The sequence below is a fragment of the Ruegeria sp. K7 genome (assembly GCF_056531785.1).
The window spans coordinates 41,644-57,070 of record NZ_JBQFMJ010000014.1; the positions used below are offsets into that span (position 1 = coordinate 41,644).

Sequence of the window (15,427 nt, forward strand, 5' to 3'; positions counted from 1 at the left end):
CAATCGCCGTGACGACCGGCAATTGGGACATTCAGATCAGGGCGCGGATTTGCAGGCGGCCCTGAACAGGACCGCCTGCGAAAGGCTTATTGGGAAACTGGATTACAGACAGTCTGACCCGCTTCGGTTGTGGCCAGTTCATAACCTGCCGGACAGCTCGGAGAACCGTATTTGTCATAGTCAGGCTGGATATAGACCGGGGCCGGCTCTTCCTGCTGAGAGCAGGCGGTCAGAATAAGGGCAAACGCACCTACGGCTGCGAGTTTCAGTTTCATGTCCGTCAATCCTCTATTACTTTTCTGATATTGCCCGGTTTTTCGGGCCAATCTCAGAATAAGAGTTGGCGGGCGTTCTGGCAACTAAACAGATCACAAATTCGTTATTTCGGGCAGAGTTACGCTGGTAAAGGCGACCACGAGCGCTGAAAATTCCACAACCGCTACCCTTTTCAGGCCTATGTTCTAAACTATTGAAATGACATCAGCCAACAACGGAGCAGCCAAATGGCCGACAGCCCGATCATTGCCCAGAAAGGCCCTTATCCGGTCGAAGTGACCGAAGGAAAAAGCTATTTCTGGTGCGCCTGCGGTACGTCCAAGAAACAACCTTTTTGCGACGGATCTCACAAAGGAACGGGGCTGGAGCCGGTGAAATACACTGCCGAAGCAACGAAGAAGGTGTTCTTCTGCGGCTGCAAGCAGACATCGAAACCACCATTGTGCGACGGCTCACATTCGCGTCTGTGAAGACTTTCTAAGCGCCTCAAGAGCAGAGGCGTTTGCGCAGAAATCAGGCGCCTTTTCCGGTGTGGACTGCTGCGCTGCCAGCCACAACTCACATTTGCTGCTACAATCCGCTGCCCGGCACCGAGTAACGATTTCGGCAAATCCGTGGTGCGACAGTTTCCCTTCGGCCATCGCATCCGAGAACGAAACCCCGATGATCCGTGCGGTCGATCGGGTAAGCCAGAAGTGCTTGTCGATATCTCCCAGTCTGTCCGAAGCCATCACTTGCATCCTTTTTGCCGGGCTTTCAGCACCGCAAACTGAGCCTTGTTCATACAGATTTCAGGGGCGTTGGACGCGTCTTCACAACGGTCCAGCCATTCAGGACAGGCACTGGCCCAGTTACAGCCCCGGCATCGCTGCACCATGTTGCTCCAGTCCCGCTGGGTCAGGTGCCCGCCCTTATGCGCTGCGGCGATGTCTACGCCGGTCGCCTGTCCCATGCGCAGGACCAGTCGAAGATGGGTCATGATGTGTCCCAGTGGTGACATGGTACATCCGGCCGCTCAGGGTTTCAGTTTGTTCAGCAACTCCTGATTTCGGCAGTATTCCGGCGTCTGGCTTGTGGCTACCGCTTTGGTCAGGAAGTTCTCGCAATGGCCGGGATTGGGGCAATCGGTGCAACGCAGAACGGCATCGGAAATCGCGTCGAGCGAAACCTGGCCAGCGATGGCCGCTTCTTCCAGATCAACTCCGATTGTCGTGGCCATCTGGTCCAGAAGACCGGCATGGCGTCGCAATGTGTTACGGCTGAGCATCACGCATCCTTTCCCGTTCGCGTTACAAGAAAGGATATCGCACCCGGTCGCGTCAGCCTTTGACTCAGGTCAAGGTGCCGCCGCCTGATGATCTAGATAGGCGCGCGTCGCATCCTGCACGCGCCTAAAGCGATCACCCCCAAGTTTTTTCCCGCCGTACCAGCGCGTTACTACGATCAGATGACTGTCCAGACCTGCCCGCTCCATCATTCGCAGGATCACCATTCCGGCCCCGCTTTCGCCGTCATCCGCCTTGAGCGCACCGGTCGGCAGGACCGCAGCCCAGGTATTGTGCGTGGCTTTCGCATAGCTCTTGTCAGATTTCAGCTCACTCAAAACCGCGTCGATTTCATCCCGGGTTTTTACTGGCGCACCGGATACCGCATATTTCGAACCGCGATCTGTCAGGATCACGCCCATCCGGACAAGCGATGTCATGGGGTCAGCCCCAGTTGCCGGGCGGTTTCCTGAACTATCTGCACACGCTGCGCGTTAGGTGGATGGGTGCCAAGAAACTTGTCACCCGGATCAGGAATGCGATTGAAATACACTGCCCCCACCAAGGGGTTGTATCCCGCCCTATAGGTAATGACGGTGCCCAGTTGATCGGCCTCAAGCTCGAAGTCCTTAACATAGGCCTGCACACCGACCTGTGCCCCCAGTTTCTGCCAAGCTTCAACATCAGCGTCATCTCCTCCGTCGAGGCGCGCGAGGTCACCGAAAATCACCGCGCTCTCCTGCGAATTGTTCGACTGCCTGGCAAGGTGACCCAAAACGTGATGCGCGGCCTCGTGCCCCATGACAAACGCCAGTTCGTCGGCGTTCTTTGCTGAATTGATCATGGTCTGTGTGAAAATAATCACCGGTTGCCCGTCATCATCCAATGTCTGAAACGCGTTTTCTGGGGCCCGTGGGTTCAGATCAACCATGATCGTAAAGTCGCAGTTCCGGTTGCCCGACTGTCGCAAGCATTCAGTGCGCGCCGCTTTGCCGACTGCTCGGCTGATTTCGCGGAACTCTGCGGACGAGACCTGAGAACCCGGGCTTTCGCTGTCCCAATCCTCGGCAGGCAAGACACGCAAAGTACCGGCTTCGCAGGCCGCCAACAGAACAGAAACCAGCAAAAATGTCAGGCGGCGCATCAGTAATCCTTTGGACCGGTCATACCGTATCGCAACCATAGCGTGCCACGCCGGGAACGGCCACGTCTGATTGGCAGTCAATGGGTTGCATTACCTGCGTTGGCCCTGCACTTTGCTTTTATGTTTTCGATTGAGCATGAATTCGACTCGACGGTCATTACCCTGGTGGACGAAGGCGAAAAGCCTTTGAACGAAGATGTCGTTATCAACAGTTTCGCAGAATGTGTGACGCTTGAACAATTGGATCCGCGCACGGACCAGGTTCAGAAAATTACCCTGTCACCCGAACAGGTGCGCGACTTGGCGGCGGCGCTGGACCTGCCCGAGGGGGTCTATCAGATACGCGAAACGCCACCTCAGGGATCATAGACAAAGGTTTTGTCACGAGCGGTCTGACCGTGCTTCAGGATCAAGGCAGACGCCGAAATCCCAATGGAGCGTGCCAAAAGATTACGAACCGCCTTGTTTGCCCTTCCGTCTTCAGGTGCGGCGGTGACACGGACACGCAGAGTGGTGCCGTCCACCGCAATGCTGTCACGCGCTGCTTTTGGAGTAACCCTGACCGAAATCTGTTTGCCCGGCACGGCAAGTGCGCTCAGATCCGGTAAATTTCGTAGTTTTGCTTTGGCCATCCTGCTTCCCTGTTCGCAACACCCTTGCATGAACGGGGACAGAGTGAAATTGATCTGACACCAAAACAGCTTGCCCTTGAATCAGAGGCAGTGCCACCCAAGATACAAACTGCCTATGTAAAGGAACTTAACATATGCCTCTCAAGAATCAGGCTGCTCTGGAGTTTCTGCAAATCCGCCGCTCACGTCCGGCCAAAACGCTGATTGCACCGGCCCCGACGCGGGAAGAGCTGATGCCTCTGCTTACGGCCGCGGCTCGCAGTCCGGATCATGGCAAGCTCGAGCCCTGGCGTTTTCTTGTGTTGGAAAAAGGGGCGATGGCCCGTCTTTCGGAGCTGACCGGGGACTGCGGCGCTCGACTGGGGAAATCGCCTGAAGATATTTCCAAGGCCCGCAGCCAGTTCGACATGGGTCATCTGGCCGTCGCTGTGATCGAGGTTCAGAAACCATCGGAAAAAATTCCCGCCATCGAGCAGACCTACTCCGCCGGAGCGGTCTGTCTGGCGCTTTTGAACGCGGCGCTGGCCGCCGGCTGGGGCGCGAACTGGCTGTCAGGCTGGCAAGTCCATGACCGCAAGTTCTGCAAGGACGCTCTGGGCCTGGCCGATCACGAGCGTGTAGCGGGCCTGATTCACATCGCGACAGAAGGAGCGGAACCACCGGAGCGCCCGCGCCCGGATGTGATGGCACTGACGCAATGGGTTGTTGAATGATTATTTTTCAGTCGTTCTTTCTGGCGCTCGGCCAGATCGGAGATCCGAGATTCCGCAAGGTCCTGCTGCTGGGCGTCGGCTTGACTTTCGCATTGCTGGTCGTGGCTTATGCCGGTTTCCTGTGGCTTATCAATGCGCTTGTCGGCGACCAGGCCACTTTACCCTTGCTGGGTGAGGTCACGTGGCTGAACGATCTGCTCAGCGTGTCCTCACTGCTGTTGATGATGGTACTGTCCGTGTTTCTGATGGTGCCCGTCGCCTCGGCCATCACGTCGATGTTTCTGGATGAGGTCGCGCAGGCCGTCGAGGACAGGCACTATCCCAATCTGCCACCGGTTGCAGGAATTCCGGTAGCCGAGGCGTTGAAGGATACAGTGAACTTTTTGGGCGTTCTGATCGCGGCCAACCTGCTGGCGCTGGTTCTATACGTGATCTTCACGCCGCTTGCCCCGTTTATCTTCTGGGCGCTGAACGGATTCCTCCTGGGGCGTGAATACTTCACTCTGGCAGCGATGCGCAGGCTGGGCCGCGATGGCGCGCGCAAGCTGCGCGCTAGGCATTCCGCAACCATCTGGATAGCCGGCACGTTGATGGCAATTCCGCTGTCAGTGCCGCTTGTAAACCTGCTGATCCCCATTATCGGAGCAGCCACGTTCACGCATATCTACCATCAACTGTCAGCCACGGACTTGTAAGGGCTATCCCTGGCGGTCAAGCTGGTTCAGCCAGTCGAAATCCTGCACCGAGATCACGCCGGACACGATGATACCGGCGATGATGGCCCACAGGACGGCCGAAATCCCGGTGGTGATCCACATCTTTTTCTTCATGTGATGCACTTCCGGAGCACCCGCATGGGTGCCCGGAACGATCTCGCCCAGATCGCCCTGCGTTTTGATCCGGATGGGCAACACCACCAGCAAGGTCATGAACCAGATGACCGCAAACAAAACAATCGCTGCCGTGATCGTCATATCAGATCCTCCGAGGCTGTGGTCAGACCTGCTCGAGTTCGACCAGACATCCGTTGAAATCCTTGGGGTGCAGGAACAGAACAGGTTTGCCGTGGGCACCGATCTTGGGCTCTCCCGACCCCAGAACACGGGCACCGGTTTCCTTCAGGTGGTCACGAGCGGCAATGATATCTTCGACCTCGTAACACACATGGTGAATGCCGCCCGCAGGGTTCTTTTCCAGAAACCCGTTGATCGGGCTGTTGTCGCCCAGCGGATAGAGCAGTTCGATCTTGGTGTTCGGCAACTCGATGAAAACGACGGTTACACCGTGGTCCGGCTCATCCTGAGGCGCGCCAACCTTTGCGCCCAGCGCGTTGCTGTATTGCGCGGATGCGGCTTCGAGGTCCGGAACGGCGATGGCGACGTGGTTCAAACGTCCGATCATTGTGCTCTCCTGTCGTTTCTGCGTTGCAGCGTTTATGGTCGCAGACGATCAAAAGGGCAAGGCGCGACGGCCCTGCCCCGGTATTGCCCTCCGGCGTCAAACACCCAGACACCAGCGCATGACCGCCTTTTGCGCGTGAAGACGGTTTTCGGCCTCATCAAAAATGACCGAATTCGGGCCATCCATAACCTCGGACGTGGCTTCCTCTTCCCGGTGCGCCGGCAGGCAATGCATGAACAACGCGTCGGGTTTGGCGTGGGCCATCAGTTCGGCATTGACCTGATAGGGGCGCAGCAGGTTGTGACGGCGTTCCTTGGCAGACTGGGAATCGTGCATCGAGACCCAGGTGTCGGCGACCACCAGATCGGCACCTTCAACCGCTTTGTAGGGATCACGTTCGACCACGATCTTCGAGCCCTTCTGACGGGCAAAGCCCATGAACTCTTCTTCCGGGTTGAATTGAGCGGGTCCTGTAAAGGTCAGATCGAAGCCGAACTGGCCTGCAGCATGCAGGAACGAAGCACACACATTGTTGCCGTCGCCTGTCCAGACCACCTTTTTGCCGGCGATGGGGCCGCGGTGTTCTTCAAACGTCAAGACGTCCGCCATGATCTGGCAGGGATGGGTGCGATCTGTCAGACCGTTAATGACGGGGACATCCGAGTACTCGGCCATTTCGGTCAGGATGGTTTCGTCAAAGGTCCGGATCATGATCATGTCGACATAGCGCGATAGCACACGGGCGGTGTCGGCGATGGTTTCGCCATGGCCCAGCTGCATATCCTTGCCGGACAGAACCATGGTCTGCCCGCCCATCTGACGCACGCCCACATCAAACGACACGCGGGTTCGGGTCGAAGGCTTTTCGAAGATCAGCGCGACCATGCGATCCTTGAGAGGCCGTTCATCGTCATGAGCCGCCTTGGGGCGGCCGAGGCGCGCCTTTTTCATGGCGTCGGCTTGGTCGATCATACTGCGCAGGGCTGCTGCATCGGTTTTATGGATGTCGAGAAAATGGTTCATTTCATTTCGCTTTTGGCTGTCGGACGCCGGGGGCCAGCCCCCGGACCCCCGGAGTATTTGGGAAAAGATGAAGATCAGGCGGTTGCGAGACTGGCTTCGACCTTTCGGGCGGCTTTTTCCAGGCGGATCATGGCCTGCGCGATATCGTCCTCGGTCAGCGTGAGCGGTGGCAGGAGCCGAATGACGTTATCGGCGGCAGGGACGGTGATGACCCCGTTGTCATAGCCGGCATTCACCACGTCTATGTTTGTCGGCTTGCATTTGAGGCCCAGCATCAGACCGGCGCCGCGCACTTCTTCGAACACGTCAGGATGATTGGCGATCAGGCTTTCGAGTTTCTGGCGCAGCAGGCCGGCCTTGCGGTTCACGCCTTCGAGGAAGGCCGGTGTGGCGACCTGATCGATCACTGCACAGCCTACCGCGCAACCCAGCGGGTTGCCGCCATAGGTAGACCCATGTGTGCCCGCTGTCATGCCGTTCGCCGCATCCTCGGTTGCCAGCACGGCACCCAGCGGGAAGCCCCCTCCTATACCCTTGGCAACCAACATGATATCAGGCGTAATACCCGCCCATTCATGAGCAAAGAGCTTTCCGGTACGGCCGACACCGCATTGCACTTCGTCCAGGATCAGCAGGATTCCGTTATCGTTGCAGATCTGGCGCAGCGCCTTGAGTTCCGCATCCGGAACCGGGCGAATGCCCCCTTCGCCCTGAACGGGTTCGATCATGATCGCTGCTGTTTGTTCAGTGATGGCGTTTGTGACACCTTCCAGATCACCGAATGCAACATGCACGAAGCCGGGTAGCAGTGGACCGAAGCCTTTGGTCATCTTCTCGGACCCTGCGGCGGCGATACCTGCCGAAGAACGCCCGTGAAAAGATCCCTCGAAGGTGATGATCTCGATCCGGTCCGGCTGATCTTTGTCATAGAAGTGCTTCCGAGCCATCTTGACGGCCAGTTCACAGGCTTCGGTACCGGAATTGGTGAAGAATACGGTATCCGCGAATGTGTGTTCGACCAGTTTGTCGGCCAGCGCCTGTTGTTGAGGGATCTGGTACAGGTTCGAAACATGCCACAACGCGTGCGCCTGATCCGTCAGAGCCGCAACCAGTGCCGGATGCGCGTGACCCAGCGCGTTCACCGCGATCCCGGCGCCGAGGTCAAGAAAACGTCGGCCGTCCGCCTCGGTCAGCCAGGCACCTTCGCCTTTCACGAATGAAAGCGGTGCGCGATTGTAGGTCGGCAGAACGGACGGGATCATCGGATCATCCTTTTCAGATTGGTTAAGCCCCGTGAGTGATACACGAAGGCCGGTTTCGTCAACTGATTTGGTGGAGATTGCGCTGATTTGAACAGCACAAAGGATCAACTGGGCCGGTTACGCGGTCAGGCGTCGGCGTCGGAGGCGCAGGATATGTGCGTGTTTGATCATGCGGGCCGTATAGCGGGACCTTCGGTTTCTGAAAACCCCGAAATTGAGTGGATCGCATAATTTCACTCTGACACAAGCATTTGGCACTTGTCATTTCGCCCTGCGTCGCGCACCGCTGAACCATGACCCCGGCGCGCCAGAACCCTGCCCTTGCGGCTATTCTCATCTTTGTTGCAAGCGCGCTGATCGCGGGCACAACACTGCTGGCCAAGGCGCTGGGCACCGATACGCTTGGTCCGGCGCTGCATCCGATACAGATCAGCCATGGGCGGTTTCTGTTTGCCTTTGTCGTGATCATCAGCGCGGTCTTCGCGCTGCGTCCGAACCTGCGGCGACCTCATTGGGGGCTGCATGTCGGGCGCACCAGCTTTGGCTGGTTGGGGGTCACGCTGATGTTTGCCTCGGTCGCGTATATTCCAATAGCGGATGCGACTGCGATTTCCTTCCTGAACCCCGTCTTTGCGATGATGCTTGCTATCCCACTTCTGAAAGAGGGGGTCGGTCCCTGGCGCTGGCTGGCGGCAGCGGTGGCCCTGACAGGCGCGCTGATCCTGTTGCGCCCCACGCCGGCCAGTTTTCAGTCCGCAGCGCTTTTGGCGTTGACGGCGGCTGCGGTGATCGGGATGGAGCTGATATTTATCAAGAAACTCTCAGGTCGTGAAATTCCGATCCAGATTCTGCTGGTGAACAACTCTATGGGGCTGGGCATCGCAACGGTCGCGGTAATTGCGGTTTGGCAGCCGCCCACCCCTGCACAATGGGTCGCTCTGGCGGGGATCGGTGGGCTCATGGCCTGTGCGCAGGCCTGTTTTGTCAACGGTATGGCCAGGGCTGACGCCTCATTCGTGGCGCCGATCAGCTACGCGACCCTGATCTTTGCCGCCCTGTACGATTTTGCTGTTTTTGGCGTGTTTCCGGATGCGGTCAGCTTGGCAGGCTCGGCCATCATCCTGACCGGCGCCCTGATTCTGGTCTGGCGCGAGGCCCGCGCCCGGCAATAAAAATATCCGGAAACTTCCAACGCTTTGGCCCGAGGGCGACCTCGGTGTCGCAAATCTTCACGACACCTGATCCGAGACCCGCATTCTGGTCGAAGTTGTTTGTTGTTTAGAGAGATTACGCGATGCACGAACGCCGAATCCCGGAATGGGTCCGCCATGCTCCTGCCCCGTCGGTTCGCGAGTTCGGACTGCTTGCGGGTTTTGAGGCGATTGTTCGCGGCATTCTGATTTCGGTCTTTCCGCTGGTGATGTATCGCGCGCTGGGCGACGCGTCTTCGGTTTCCTTTGTGTATTTTCTGGTGGGGATCGTGTCACTGACGGCCGGTCTGATGGTGCCATTCATCATTCGCTTCATTCCGCGGCGCTGGGCGTACACCATCGGCTGCGTGATGTTCATGGTCAGCGCTGTTCTGGCCATCGAGGGCAGCCCGACCGCCGTGGTGACTGCCTTGGCCATAAACACGGTGGCGACAGTTGTGACATTTGTCTGCTTCAACGCTTACGTGCTGGATTACATCAGCAAAATCGAACTTGGACGCTGCGAAACCAGCCGCATGTTTTACAGCGCGCTGGGCTGGACTGGCGGACCGATGGCCGGCGTATTGCTGATGGAACTATGGGCACCAGCGCCTTTCGTGATCAGCGCGGTCGCCTCTTTTGGCATGCTGATCCTGTTCTGGAGCATGCGCCTGGGCAATGGCAAACTGATCACCAAAGCACGCGGACCGGCAACGAATCCAATGGCGTTTCTGCCTCGTTTCTTCTCCCAGCCCCGGCTGGTGGCCGGATATCTGTTTGCGATGATCCGCTCGTGCGGCTGGTGGATCTATGTGGTCTACCTGCCAATCTTTGCCATTCAGAACGGGCTGGGTGAGCAGCTTGGCGGCATTCTGCTGTCGGGAACCAATGCAATGCTGTTTGTCGCCCCATTGATTCTGCGCTGGGTCCAGGCGCGGTCTTTGCGGGCTGCGGTTCGGACGGGTTTTGCCGCCTGTGGGGTCTGTTTCGTCATCGCCGGGGCGGTGGCGGGATGGCCCGCCGCGTCGGTTGCGGCGCTGGTTTTGGGGTCGGTCTGGCTGATCGTGCTGGATATCTGCGCCGGGTTGCCATTTCTGATGGCCGTGAAACCGTCGGAGCGGACCGAGATGTCTGCTATCTATTCCAGCTATCGCGACGTATCGGGCATTCTGACGCCGGGCGTGGCCTCACTGGTACTTCTGGCTACGCCGGTTGCAGGCGTGTTTGCGGCCGGCGGCGTTGCCCTGTTTGGGGCATGGGCGGTAGCGGCACGGTTGCACCCCAGGCTGGGACGACCCCGGGTCCCGTTGCAGCCAGTTGCGCTGGCCGAAGCCGCCTAGGCTTTTAGCCGATATCCTGTGCGCAGCATCTGCCAGGTCAACGCGCCTATCAGGCCGGTTGCGCCTGCGCAGACGGCCATGCCCAGCCACGGCGAACTGTCGGACACGCCGATCATCCCGTAGCGCAACCCGTCAATCAGATAAAAGACGGGATTCAGATGGCTCAGGCGGTTCAGCACCGGTGGCAAGGCTTCGACCGAGTAGAAGGTGCCCGACAAAAAGGCCAACGGTGTGACAATGAAATTGGTGATCGCCGCCATCTGGTCGAATTTGTTGGCGAAAATTCCGGCAAGCAACCCGAGTGCCCCCATGAAAGCGCCGCCAAGCAGCACAAAAATCAGCGCTGTCAGCGGATGTTGCGGCACCAGCCCCAGGACCACCGCCAGCGCGATGGCGACAACGCAGGCAATCAATAGCCCCCTAGCGATGCCGCCGGCCAGATAGCCCAGCAAAATCTCCAGCGGCGAAAGCGGAGGCATCAGAGTGTCGACAATGTTTCCCTGTACCTTGGCGATCACCATCGATGATGATGTGTTGGCAAAGGCGTTCTGAATGACTGTCATCATCATGATGCCCGGGGCTAGGAAGATCAGGAACGGCACACCCATCACGTCCGGCCTGCCGGGGCCGATAGCGATATTGAAGATCAACAGGAACAACCCCGCGGTCACCAGCGGGGCCAGCAAAGTCTGCGTCCACACCGCCAGAAAGCGCAGGGTCTCGCGCTGCGCCAGCGTGTAAAGGCCCATCCAGTTCACTGCTCCGAAATGGCGCGTATTCTGATCTGCGGGAATTTGCATCATCTGACCTCAACCTGATTCGAAGACAGCTTGTAACTCGGGCTGCAGTGATTAAAATAGGGGGCTGATACGAATTCCCAAGGCGGCCCGAATCCGGGGCCGCTTTCCGCTTTTGAAAGGCAAATGATGTCCTGGACTGACGAGCGTGTAGAACTGCTGAAGAAGATGTGGGGCGAGGGCCAGTCGGCCAGCCAGATCGCCAAGGAACTGGGTGGTGTGACCCGCAACGCCGTGATCGGCAAGGTGCACCGTCTGGGCCTGTCGAACCGGACCACGGGCGCGGCACCGGCCAAGGCTGAACCCAAGGAAAAACCAGCCTCCGAACCAAAGGCGGAAGCCAAGCAAAAACCTGCACCTAAGACTGAACCGGCACGCCCGGCCCCTGCCCCGGCAGCCGAAGCCAAGCCCGCCATTCCGGCCCGTCGTCAGATCATCCCGGCCGGTCAGCCCCTGCCGCCGCAACCGTCGGCCAACGAGATCAGCCCCGAAGCGCTGGCCAAGGTCAACGAGGTCGAAAAGAAGGCCAAAAAGCTGACTTTGATGGAACTGACCGAGAAAACCTGCAAATGGCCGGTCGGCGACCCCGCAACCGAAGATTTCTGGTTCTGCGGTCTGCCGGTTGAACAGGGCAAACCCTATTGCGAGGCGCATGTGGGCGTGGCCTTTCAACCCATGAGCGCCCGCCGCGACCGCCGTCGCTGACCGGGATGCGCCAGGATCCGACCGCGCTGGAGGATACCTGGCTTGCCCGGGCGAAACGTCTGCTGGCGCTGTCCGAGACCGGGCAGCACTTTACCACGGACGGTTTTGATCGCGAACGCTATGACGAGATCGCCGCTTTGGCGCGCGCCATGCTGGCTGATCTTGGCCACGTCCCGCTGTCACGGATCGAAGGGCTGATATCCGACCATACCGGCGGTTACGCAACGCCCAGCATTGATATTCGCGGCGCAATTATTCGCGACGGCCGAATCCTTCTGGTCCGTGAACGCAGCGACGGACGATGGGCAATGCCGGGCGGTTTTGCCGATATCGGCAGTTCCCCGGCGGAAAACATAGAACGTGAAGTCTGGGAAGAGGCCGGACTGCGGGTCCGCGCACGTCAGCTTTACGCGCTGCGACACAAGGCACGCCATCCGTATCCGGCGGACATACGGGATTTCTACAAACTGTTCTTTCTGTGCGAGGAAAGCAGCATCACAGCACCAGAACCCGGAATGGAAACAAGTGAGGTCGCGTTTTTTGCGCCCCAGGATCTTCCGGAGCTGTCTTTGGTTCGGAATCTGCGGTCAGATATCGAAGCCGCATTTACGGCACTCACGAACGGGTCGACTGTCACCCTGTTCGATTGACATCAACTTCCCGCCGTAATCAGTTGTTCTGGTAGAAGAATGACAGCTTGCGGCTGGTTCCGCTGGGCGGGCGTGGGAACGGCGCGGCGCGCCTGACCTGTTCGCGGGCCGCGCGTTCAACTTCGAGCGAGCCGGAACTGTCCACGATTTCGACCCAGGCCAGCGAACCGTCGGGATCGATCTGGAAAAACACCTGCGCAAAACCTCGGGCCGAAACAAACACAACCGGTGCGCGATTCAGATGTACCAGAACCTGCCCGGCATAGTTGGTTACATCGGAATTCCCAGGCCCGCGCCCGCCCGAGCGCGATCCCCCGCTGCCCTGCCTGAACCTATCGATGCCTTCGCGGCGATAAACGGTCAAAGGCGAATCGACTACCTGATCAGGAAAACGCAAGTCGCTGAAATCCCTCGATCCCTTCAATACACCTTGCCGTTCCGATGTTGGCCGCCGGTCCGGAACGCGTGGCCTGATTGAGGTGGTCACGGCGAGCTCTGAATCTTCAGATTCTTCCACTGTTTCCGCCGCTTCCGGTATCGGTGACAGAGCGGCGATCTCCGGTTCCACCGCTTCCTGCACGGGTGGAACAATGGCCGTGACCGGCGGGGTGGCGGCCGCTTCGGGTACGACAGGCAGAGCGGCAAGCTGTTCGGGTTCTGCCGCTGCCTCGATTGCATCAGGATCGCCCTGAGGCGCTTCGGCTGCGGCTTCCGCCTCGACCGGGTCGGAATTGGCTTCATCGGCGCTGGGTTTGTCGTCACCATCGGCTTCTTCGGCTGTAACTGAAGGCTGGACCGGTTCTGCGATCTCTGGCTGAACGATTTCGGCTTCGCCGGTATCAGGGGACGGCAACGGCTTTGGGTCGTTTGAGGCGACCAGCGCCTCGGTGATCGGAACCGGTTCCGTCCGTTCGGGTTCGGGCGGCGTTTCCTCTGGCGGCTCGGGCGTTTCAGCAGGCTCGGGTTCGACGGGCTCCGCCACGGGCTCGACCAGGTCCTCGAAGGCATTGCCCATTGCCACCCTGTCAGGCCGGGTATCCGGTGTCTCAGATCCGGGCAGCGCCGGTGTCGTCAGGGTAAGCCCCATCAAGTGAACCATCACCGAAATCGCGATCGCCACGGCGGCAATCAAGGCAGACCCGCGGATCATTCGAGCGCCTGTTCGGTCACGACAAAGACCGATGTTGCCCCCAGACGGCGCAAGGAAGTGGTGATTTCGATCAGGCGCTGACCCTGCGCATTGCGGTCCGGAACGATCCGTACCGGACCTGCATCATGGGTTTGCATATAGGCCTCGGCGCTGGATGGAGCACCGCGAAAACTAAGTGTTCCGTCGCTGTGCAGCACCAGCGCGTCAGGTGGTTCGCGCCCGGCCAGATCGGACGTGTTCACCAGCTCAAGATCCCCGTCCATTGGTGGTGCCAGCGTGCCCGTGATCAGAAAGAAAATCAGCATCAGGAAGATGACATTGATCAGCGCGATGGTGGAATCACGTTTACGGCTGGGGCGGGTACGGCGGATCATGGCCTTACTCCAGCACCAGAACGCTGAGGTCTTCACGGCCGCGCAGCAGAGCCAAAATATCAACTAGATGCTGTGCTGTGGCGTCGTTGTCCATGCTGATCAGAACCTGACCCGCTTCGACCCGGGCCGCCAGTTCCTCGGGCGTGACCGGCGCGCCGTTCAGTACTAGCCGGGTCGCCCCCAATTGCACGAAAGCACGTTCCGACGGCGCATCCGAGGCCGCCCCACCGCTGGTTGCGCTGCTTAGTTCGATCTCGCCAAAGCGGGAAAAGGTCGAGGACAGCATAAAGAACAACAAAAGCAGGAAAATGACGTCAATGAGTGGCGTCATCGACAATGGGCGGCGAACGAAGGGTGCGGTATTACGCATGTTCGGGCGCGACCGGGGTATGCGCTCTGCCCGTCGCGGCCTGAATGCCCTGCCCCGGAACCAGCACGGTTCGCAGTGCCTTGTCAGCGAACACACGCTCGCGTGCTGTCCGGCTTTCGAACCACGACAAAACCATCGAGGTTGGCATAGCGACCGCCAGCCCGACTGCCGTGGTGATCAGCGCAACCCAGATACCGCCAGCCAAAAGCGAGGGATCGACCGAAGCCCCGGCGGATTGCAGGCTCTGGAACGCTTCGATCATACCCAGAACGGTTCCGAACAGCCCTAGCAGCGGCGCGAGTTGCGCAACGGTATCAAGCAGGCGAAAACCCCGCTCTAACCCCGCCAGCGCCAGCCCGGCCTCGGCATCCAGCCGCTCGGACAGGCCCGGTGCATCCGGTGCGTCCATCGCCGCATTCACGAGCGGAGCAAGGTAGCTGTGGCTTTGGGTCAGACGGTCACGCGCAAGCTGCCGATCACCCGCATCCCAGGCCGCCAGCGCCTGAGACAACACCCGATGCCGACCCACGCCGCACGCGGCAAACTGCCAGAGCTTGTACAGCGTGACGGCGAGCGTCAGCACCGACATCACGATCAGGATCGCAACCACCGGCCCACCCAGGGCCACGATCTCGCGCAGCGCAACCAGCGGGCTCATCCCAGTAGCTCCACGTCGACACGGCTGCCAAGCGTCAGCGTTTCCCGGCATATGTCGCTTTCTGCCCCGTTGACCTGACAGGAATTCGTACCGTTAAAAAGAACCTGACCGATCTTCTCGCAGGACAATCCGGAAAGGTTGAACTGGCGCACGCGCATACGGCCCTCGGGAAGGTCCCTCAGAAGCAGGAGCGTCAGGCGATCCACGCCTCCGGAGGTGTCGAAAATCACGGCTTCAAACGAAACAGCGTCAACACCTTGCCCCGTGTCATTTCTCACCACGAAAGTCATCTGGCAGGCGTCATCAATATCCTGAAGTGTGTTGAGTTCGACAAACAGTTCCGCCGCAGAGTTTTCATCAGATTGCGCCAGCGCCATGGCGGGCAACATTCCCAGAAAGAGCCCGGCTAGCGCGAGACGTCGAATTAACATGTGCGGGCTCCCGAAAGTCCATCAGTTACTTTGTTGACCCCGGGGA

At 59.1% G+C, this 15,427-nt stretch carries 25 protein-coding genes; 8 read left to right on the forward strand and 17 right to left on the reverse strand.

Translation table 11 applies throughout. The features are described from left to right. Positions 1-86: 86 nt before the first annotated feature. Positions 87-275, reverse strand: a complete 189-nt coding sequence (locus ACR0FE_RS18910; RefSeq protein ID WP_170609689.1) for a hypothetical protein — start codon at positions 273-275, stop codon at positions 87-89. A gap of 228 nt (positions 276-503) precedes the next feature. Here ACR0FE_RS18910 and ACR0FE_RS18915 point away from each other — a divergent pair, with 228 nt between their 5' ends. After that, positions 504-746 (forward strand): CDGSH iron-sulfur domain-containing protein, encoded by a 243-nt coding sequence (locus tag ACR0FE_RS18915; protein WP_480525553.1) that lies wholly within the window; start codon positions 504-506, stop codon positions 744-746. Here the strand turns inward: ACR0FE_RS18915 and ACR0FE_RS18920 are convergent. The 5 genes from ACR0FE_RS18920 to ACR0FE_RS18940 form a co-directional block, all read right to left on the reverse strand. Continuing rightward, entirely contained in the window at positions 729-1,007 is a 279-nt protein-coding gene (locus ACR0FE_RS18920) for a DUF6455 family protein (protein ID WP_480914618.1), read from the reverse strand. The two genes, ACR0FE_RS18915 and ACR0FE_RS18920, sit on opposite strands and share 18 nt — an antisense overlap. Next, the gene (locus ACR0FE_RS18925; protein WP_170682081.1) at positions 1,007-1,276 is read right to left on the reverse strand and encodes a DUF6455 family protein; all 270 of its coding nucleotides are present in this window, start codon (positions 1,274-1,276) and stop codon (positions 1,007-1,009) included. The genes ACR0FE_RS18920 and ACR0FE_RS18925 overlap by 1 nt, the downstream gene beginning before the upstream one ends. 15 nt (positions 1,277-1,291) lie before the next feature. Next, complete coding sequence (locus ACR0FE_RS18930) at positions 1,292-1,543, reverse strand: DUF6455 family protein (RefSeq protein WP_480914620.1); 252 nt, start codon at positions 1,541-1,543, stop codon at positions 1,292-1,294. Between the two features lie 69 nt (positions 1,544-1,612). Then, positions 1,613-1,981 (reverse strand): YigZ family protein, encoded by a 369-nt coding sequence (locus tag ACR0FE_RS18935; protein ID WP_480811935.1) that lies wholly within the window; start codon positions 1,979-1,981, stop codon positions 1,613-1,615. After that, the gene (locus ACR0FE_RS18940; RefSeq protein ID WP_480914621.1) at positions 1,978-2,724 is read right to left on the reverse strand and encodes a M48 family metalloprotease; all 747 of its coding nucleotides are present in this window, start codon (positions 2,722-2,724) and stop codon (positions 1,978-1,980) included. The genes ACR0FE_RS18935 and ACR0FE_RS18940 overlap by 4 nt, the downstream gene beginning before the upstream one ends. 81 nt (positions 2,725-2,805) lie before the next feature. On the opposite strand from ACR0FE_RS18940, the gene ACR0FE_RS18945 reads away from it, so the two are divergent. Then, a complete protein-coding gene (locus ACR0FE_RS18945; RefSeq protein ID WP_170609675.1) occupies positions 2,806-3,054 on the forward strand; it encodes a hypothetical protein in 249 nt (82 codons plus the stop codon). Here ACR0FE_RS18945 and ACR0FE_RS18950 read toward each other — a convergent pair. Further along, complete coding sequence (locus ACR0FE_RS18950; RefSeq protein ID WP_480914623.1) at positions 3,042-3,317, reverse strand: DUF167 domain-containing protein; 276 nt, start codon at positions 3,315-3,317, stop codon at positions 3,042-3,044. The genes ACR0FE_RS18945 and ACR0FE_RS18950 overlap by 13 nt on opposite strands. Before the next feature lie 134 nt (positions 3,318-3,451). Between ACR0FE_RS18950 and ACR0FE_RS18955 the strand changes: the two genes are divergently transcribed. Continuing rightward, on the forward strand, positions 3,452-4,030 hold the full coding sequence (locus tag ACR0FE_RS18955; protein ID WP_170609672.1) for a nitroreductase family protein: 579 nt from the start codon (positions 3,452-3,454) through the stop codon (positions 4,028-4,030). Beyond that, positions 4,027-4,725 carry an EI24 domain-containing protein gene (locus tag ACR0FE_RS18960; RefSeq protein WP_170824797.1) on the forward strand — a complete coding sequence of 233 codons (699 nt, stop codon included), beginning with the start codon at positions 4,027-4,029 and terminating at the stop codon, positions 4,723-4,725. Before ACR0FE_RS18955 ends, ACR0FE_RS18960 begins: the two co-directional genes overlap by 4 nt. A gap of 3 nt (positions 4,726-4,728) precedes the next feature. Here ACR0FE_RS18960 and ACR0FE_RS18965 read toward each other — a convergent pair whose 3' ends face one another. The 4 genes from ACR0FE_RS18965 to ACR0FE_RS18980 form a co-directional block, all read right to left on the reverse strand. Further along, positions 4,729-5,004 carry a DUF1467 family protein gene (locus tag ACR0FE_RS18965; RefSeq protein WP_170609668.1) on the reverse strand — a complete coding sequence of 92 codons (276 nt, stop codon included), beginning with the start codon at positions 5,002-5,004 and terminating at the stop codon, positions 4,729-4,731. A gap of 22 nt (positions 5,005-5,026) precedes the next feature. Then, on the reverse strand, positions 5,027-5,431 hold the full coding sequence (mce, locus tag ACR0FE_RS18970; protein WP_170609666.1) for a methylmalonyl-CoA epimerase: 405 nt from the start codon (positions 5,429-5,431) through the stop codon (positions 5,027-5,029). 96 nt (positions 5,432-5,527) lie between these two features. Further along, on the reverse strand, positions 5,528-6,454 hold the full coding sequence (gene argF, locus ACR0FE_RS18975; protein ID WP_480914626.1) for an ornithine carbamoyltransferase: 927 nt from the start codon (positions 6,452-6,454) through the stop codon (positions 5,528-5,530). A 74-nt stretch (positions 6,455-6,528) separates the two neighbouring features. After that, positions 6,529-7,716, reverse strand: coding sequence for an acetylornithine transaminase (locus tag ACR0FE_RS18980; RefSeq protein ID WP_480914628.1), 1,188 nt, complete (start codon positions 7,714-7,716; stop codon positions 6,529-6,531). A 293-nt stretch (positions 7,717-8,009) separates the two neighbouring features. Between ACR0FE_RS18980 and ACR0FE_RS18985 the strand changes: the two genes are divergently transcribed. Next, positions 8,010-8,888: a DMT family transporter gene (locus ACR0FE_RS18985; RefSeq protein ID WP_480914630.1), complete on the forward strand. Its 879-nt coding sequence runs from the start codon at positions 8,010-8,012 to the stop codon at positions 8,886-8,888. 122 nt (positions 8,889-9,010) lie between these two features. Continuing rightward, positions 9,011-10,246 carry an MFS transporter gene (locus ACR0FE_RS18990; RefSeq protein WP_480914632.1) on the forward strand — a complete coding sequence of 412 codons (1,236 nt, stop codon included), beginning with the start codon at positions 9,011-9,013 and terminating at the stop codon, positions 10,244-10,246. Here the strand turns inward: ACR0FE_RS18990 and ACR0FE_RS18995 are convergent. Further along, positions 10,243-11,049 (reverse strand): ABC transporter permease, encoded by an 807-nt coding sequence (locus ACR0FE_RS18995; RefSeq protein ID WP_480914634.1) that lies wholly within the window; start codon positions 11,047-11,049, stop codon positions 10,243-10,245. The two genes, ACR0FE_RS18990 and ACR0FE_RS18995, sit on opposite strands and share 4 nt — an antisense overlap. A 123-nt stretch (positions 11,050-11,172) precedes the next feature. Here ACR0FE_RS18995 and ACR0FE_RS19000 point away from each other — a divergent pair, with 123 nt between their 5' ends. Both ACR0FE_RS19000 and ACR0FE_RS19005 read left to right on the forward strand, forming a co-directional pair. Next, positions 11,173-11,748 (forward strand): GcrA family cell cycle regulator, encoded by a 576-nt coding sequence (locus ACR0FE_RS19000; protein ID WP_480914736.1) that lies wholly within the window; start codon positions 11,173-11,175, stop codon positions 11,746-11,748. A 5-nt stretch (positions 11,749-11,753) separates the two neighbouring features. Then, a complete protein-coding gene (locus ACR0FE_RS19005) occupies positions 11,754-12,398 on the forward strand; it encodes an NUDIX hydrolase (RefSeq protein WP_480914636.1) in 645 nt (214 codons plus the stop codon). A 19-nt stretch (positions 12,399-12,417) separates the two neighbouring features. Here ACR0FE_RS19005 and ACR0FE_RS19010 read toward each other — a convergent pair whose 3' ends face one another. The 5 genes from ACR0FE_RS19010 to ACR0FE_RS19030 are packed head-to-tail and all read right to left on the reverse strand — an operon-like array spanning position 12,418 to position 15,381. Next, complete coding sequence (locus ACR0FE_RS19010) at positions 12,418-13,548, reverse strand: energy transducer TonB family protein (RefSeq protein WP_480914638.1); 1,131 nt, start codon at positions 13,546-13,548, stop codon at positions 12,418-12,420. Further along, positions 13,545-13,922, reverse strand: coding sequence for an ExbD/TolR family protein (locus tag ACR0FE_RS19015; protein ID WP_170609652.1), 378 nt, complete (start codon positions 13,920-13,922; stop codon positions 13,545-13,547). The genes ACR0FE_RS19010 and ACR0FE_RS19015 overlap by 4 nt, the downstream gene beginning before the upstream one ends. 4 nt (positions 13,923-13,926) lie before the next feature. After that, positions 13,927-14,292 (reverse strand): ExbD/TolR family protein, encoded by a 366-nt coding sequence (locus ACR0FE_RS19020; RefSeq protein ID WP_480914640.1) that lies wholly within the window; start codon positions 14,290-14,292, stop codon positions 13,927-13,929. After that, a complete protein-coding gene (locus ACR0FE_RS19025) occupies positions 14,285-14,950 on the reverse strand; it encodes a MotA/TolQ/ExbB proton channel family protein (RefSeq protein WP_170609650.1) in 666 nt (221 codons plus the stop codon). Before ACR0FE_RS19025 ends, ACR0FE_RS19020 begins: the two co-directional genes overlap by 8 nt. Continuing rightward, positions 14,947-15,381 (reverse strand): hypothetical protein, encoded by a 435-nt coding sequence (locus ACR0FE_RS19030; protein WP_170609648.1) that lies wholly within the window; start codon positions 15,379-15,381, stop codon positions 14,947-14,949. Before ACR0FE_RS19030 ends, ACR0FE_RS19025 begins: the two co-directional genes overlap by 4 nt. Positions 15,382-15,427: the final 46 nt, after the last annotated feature.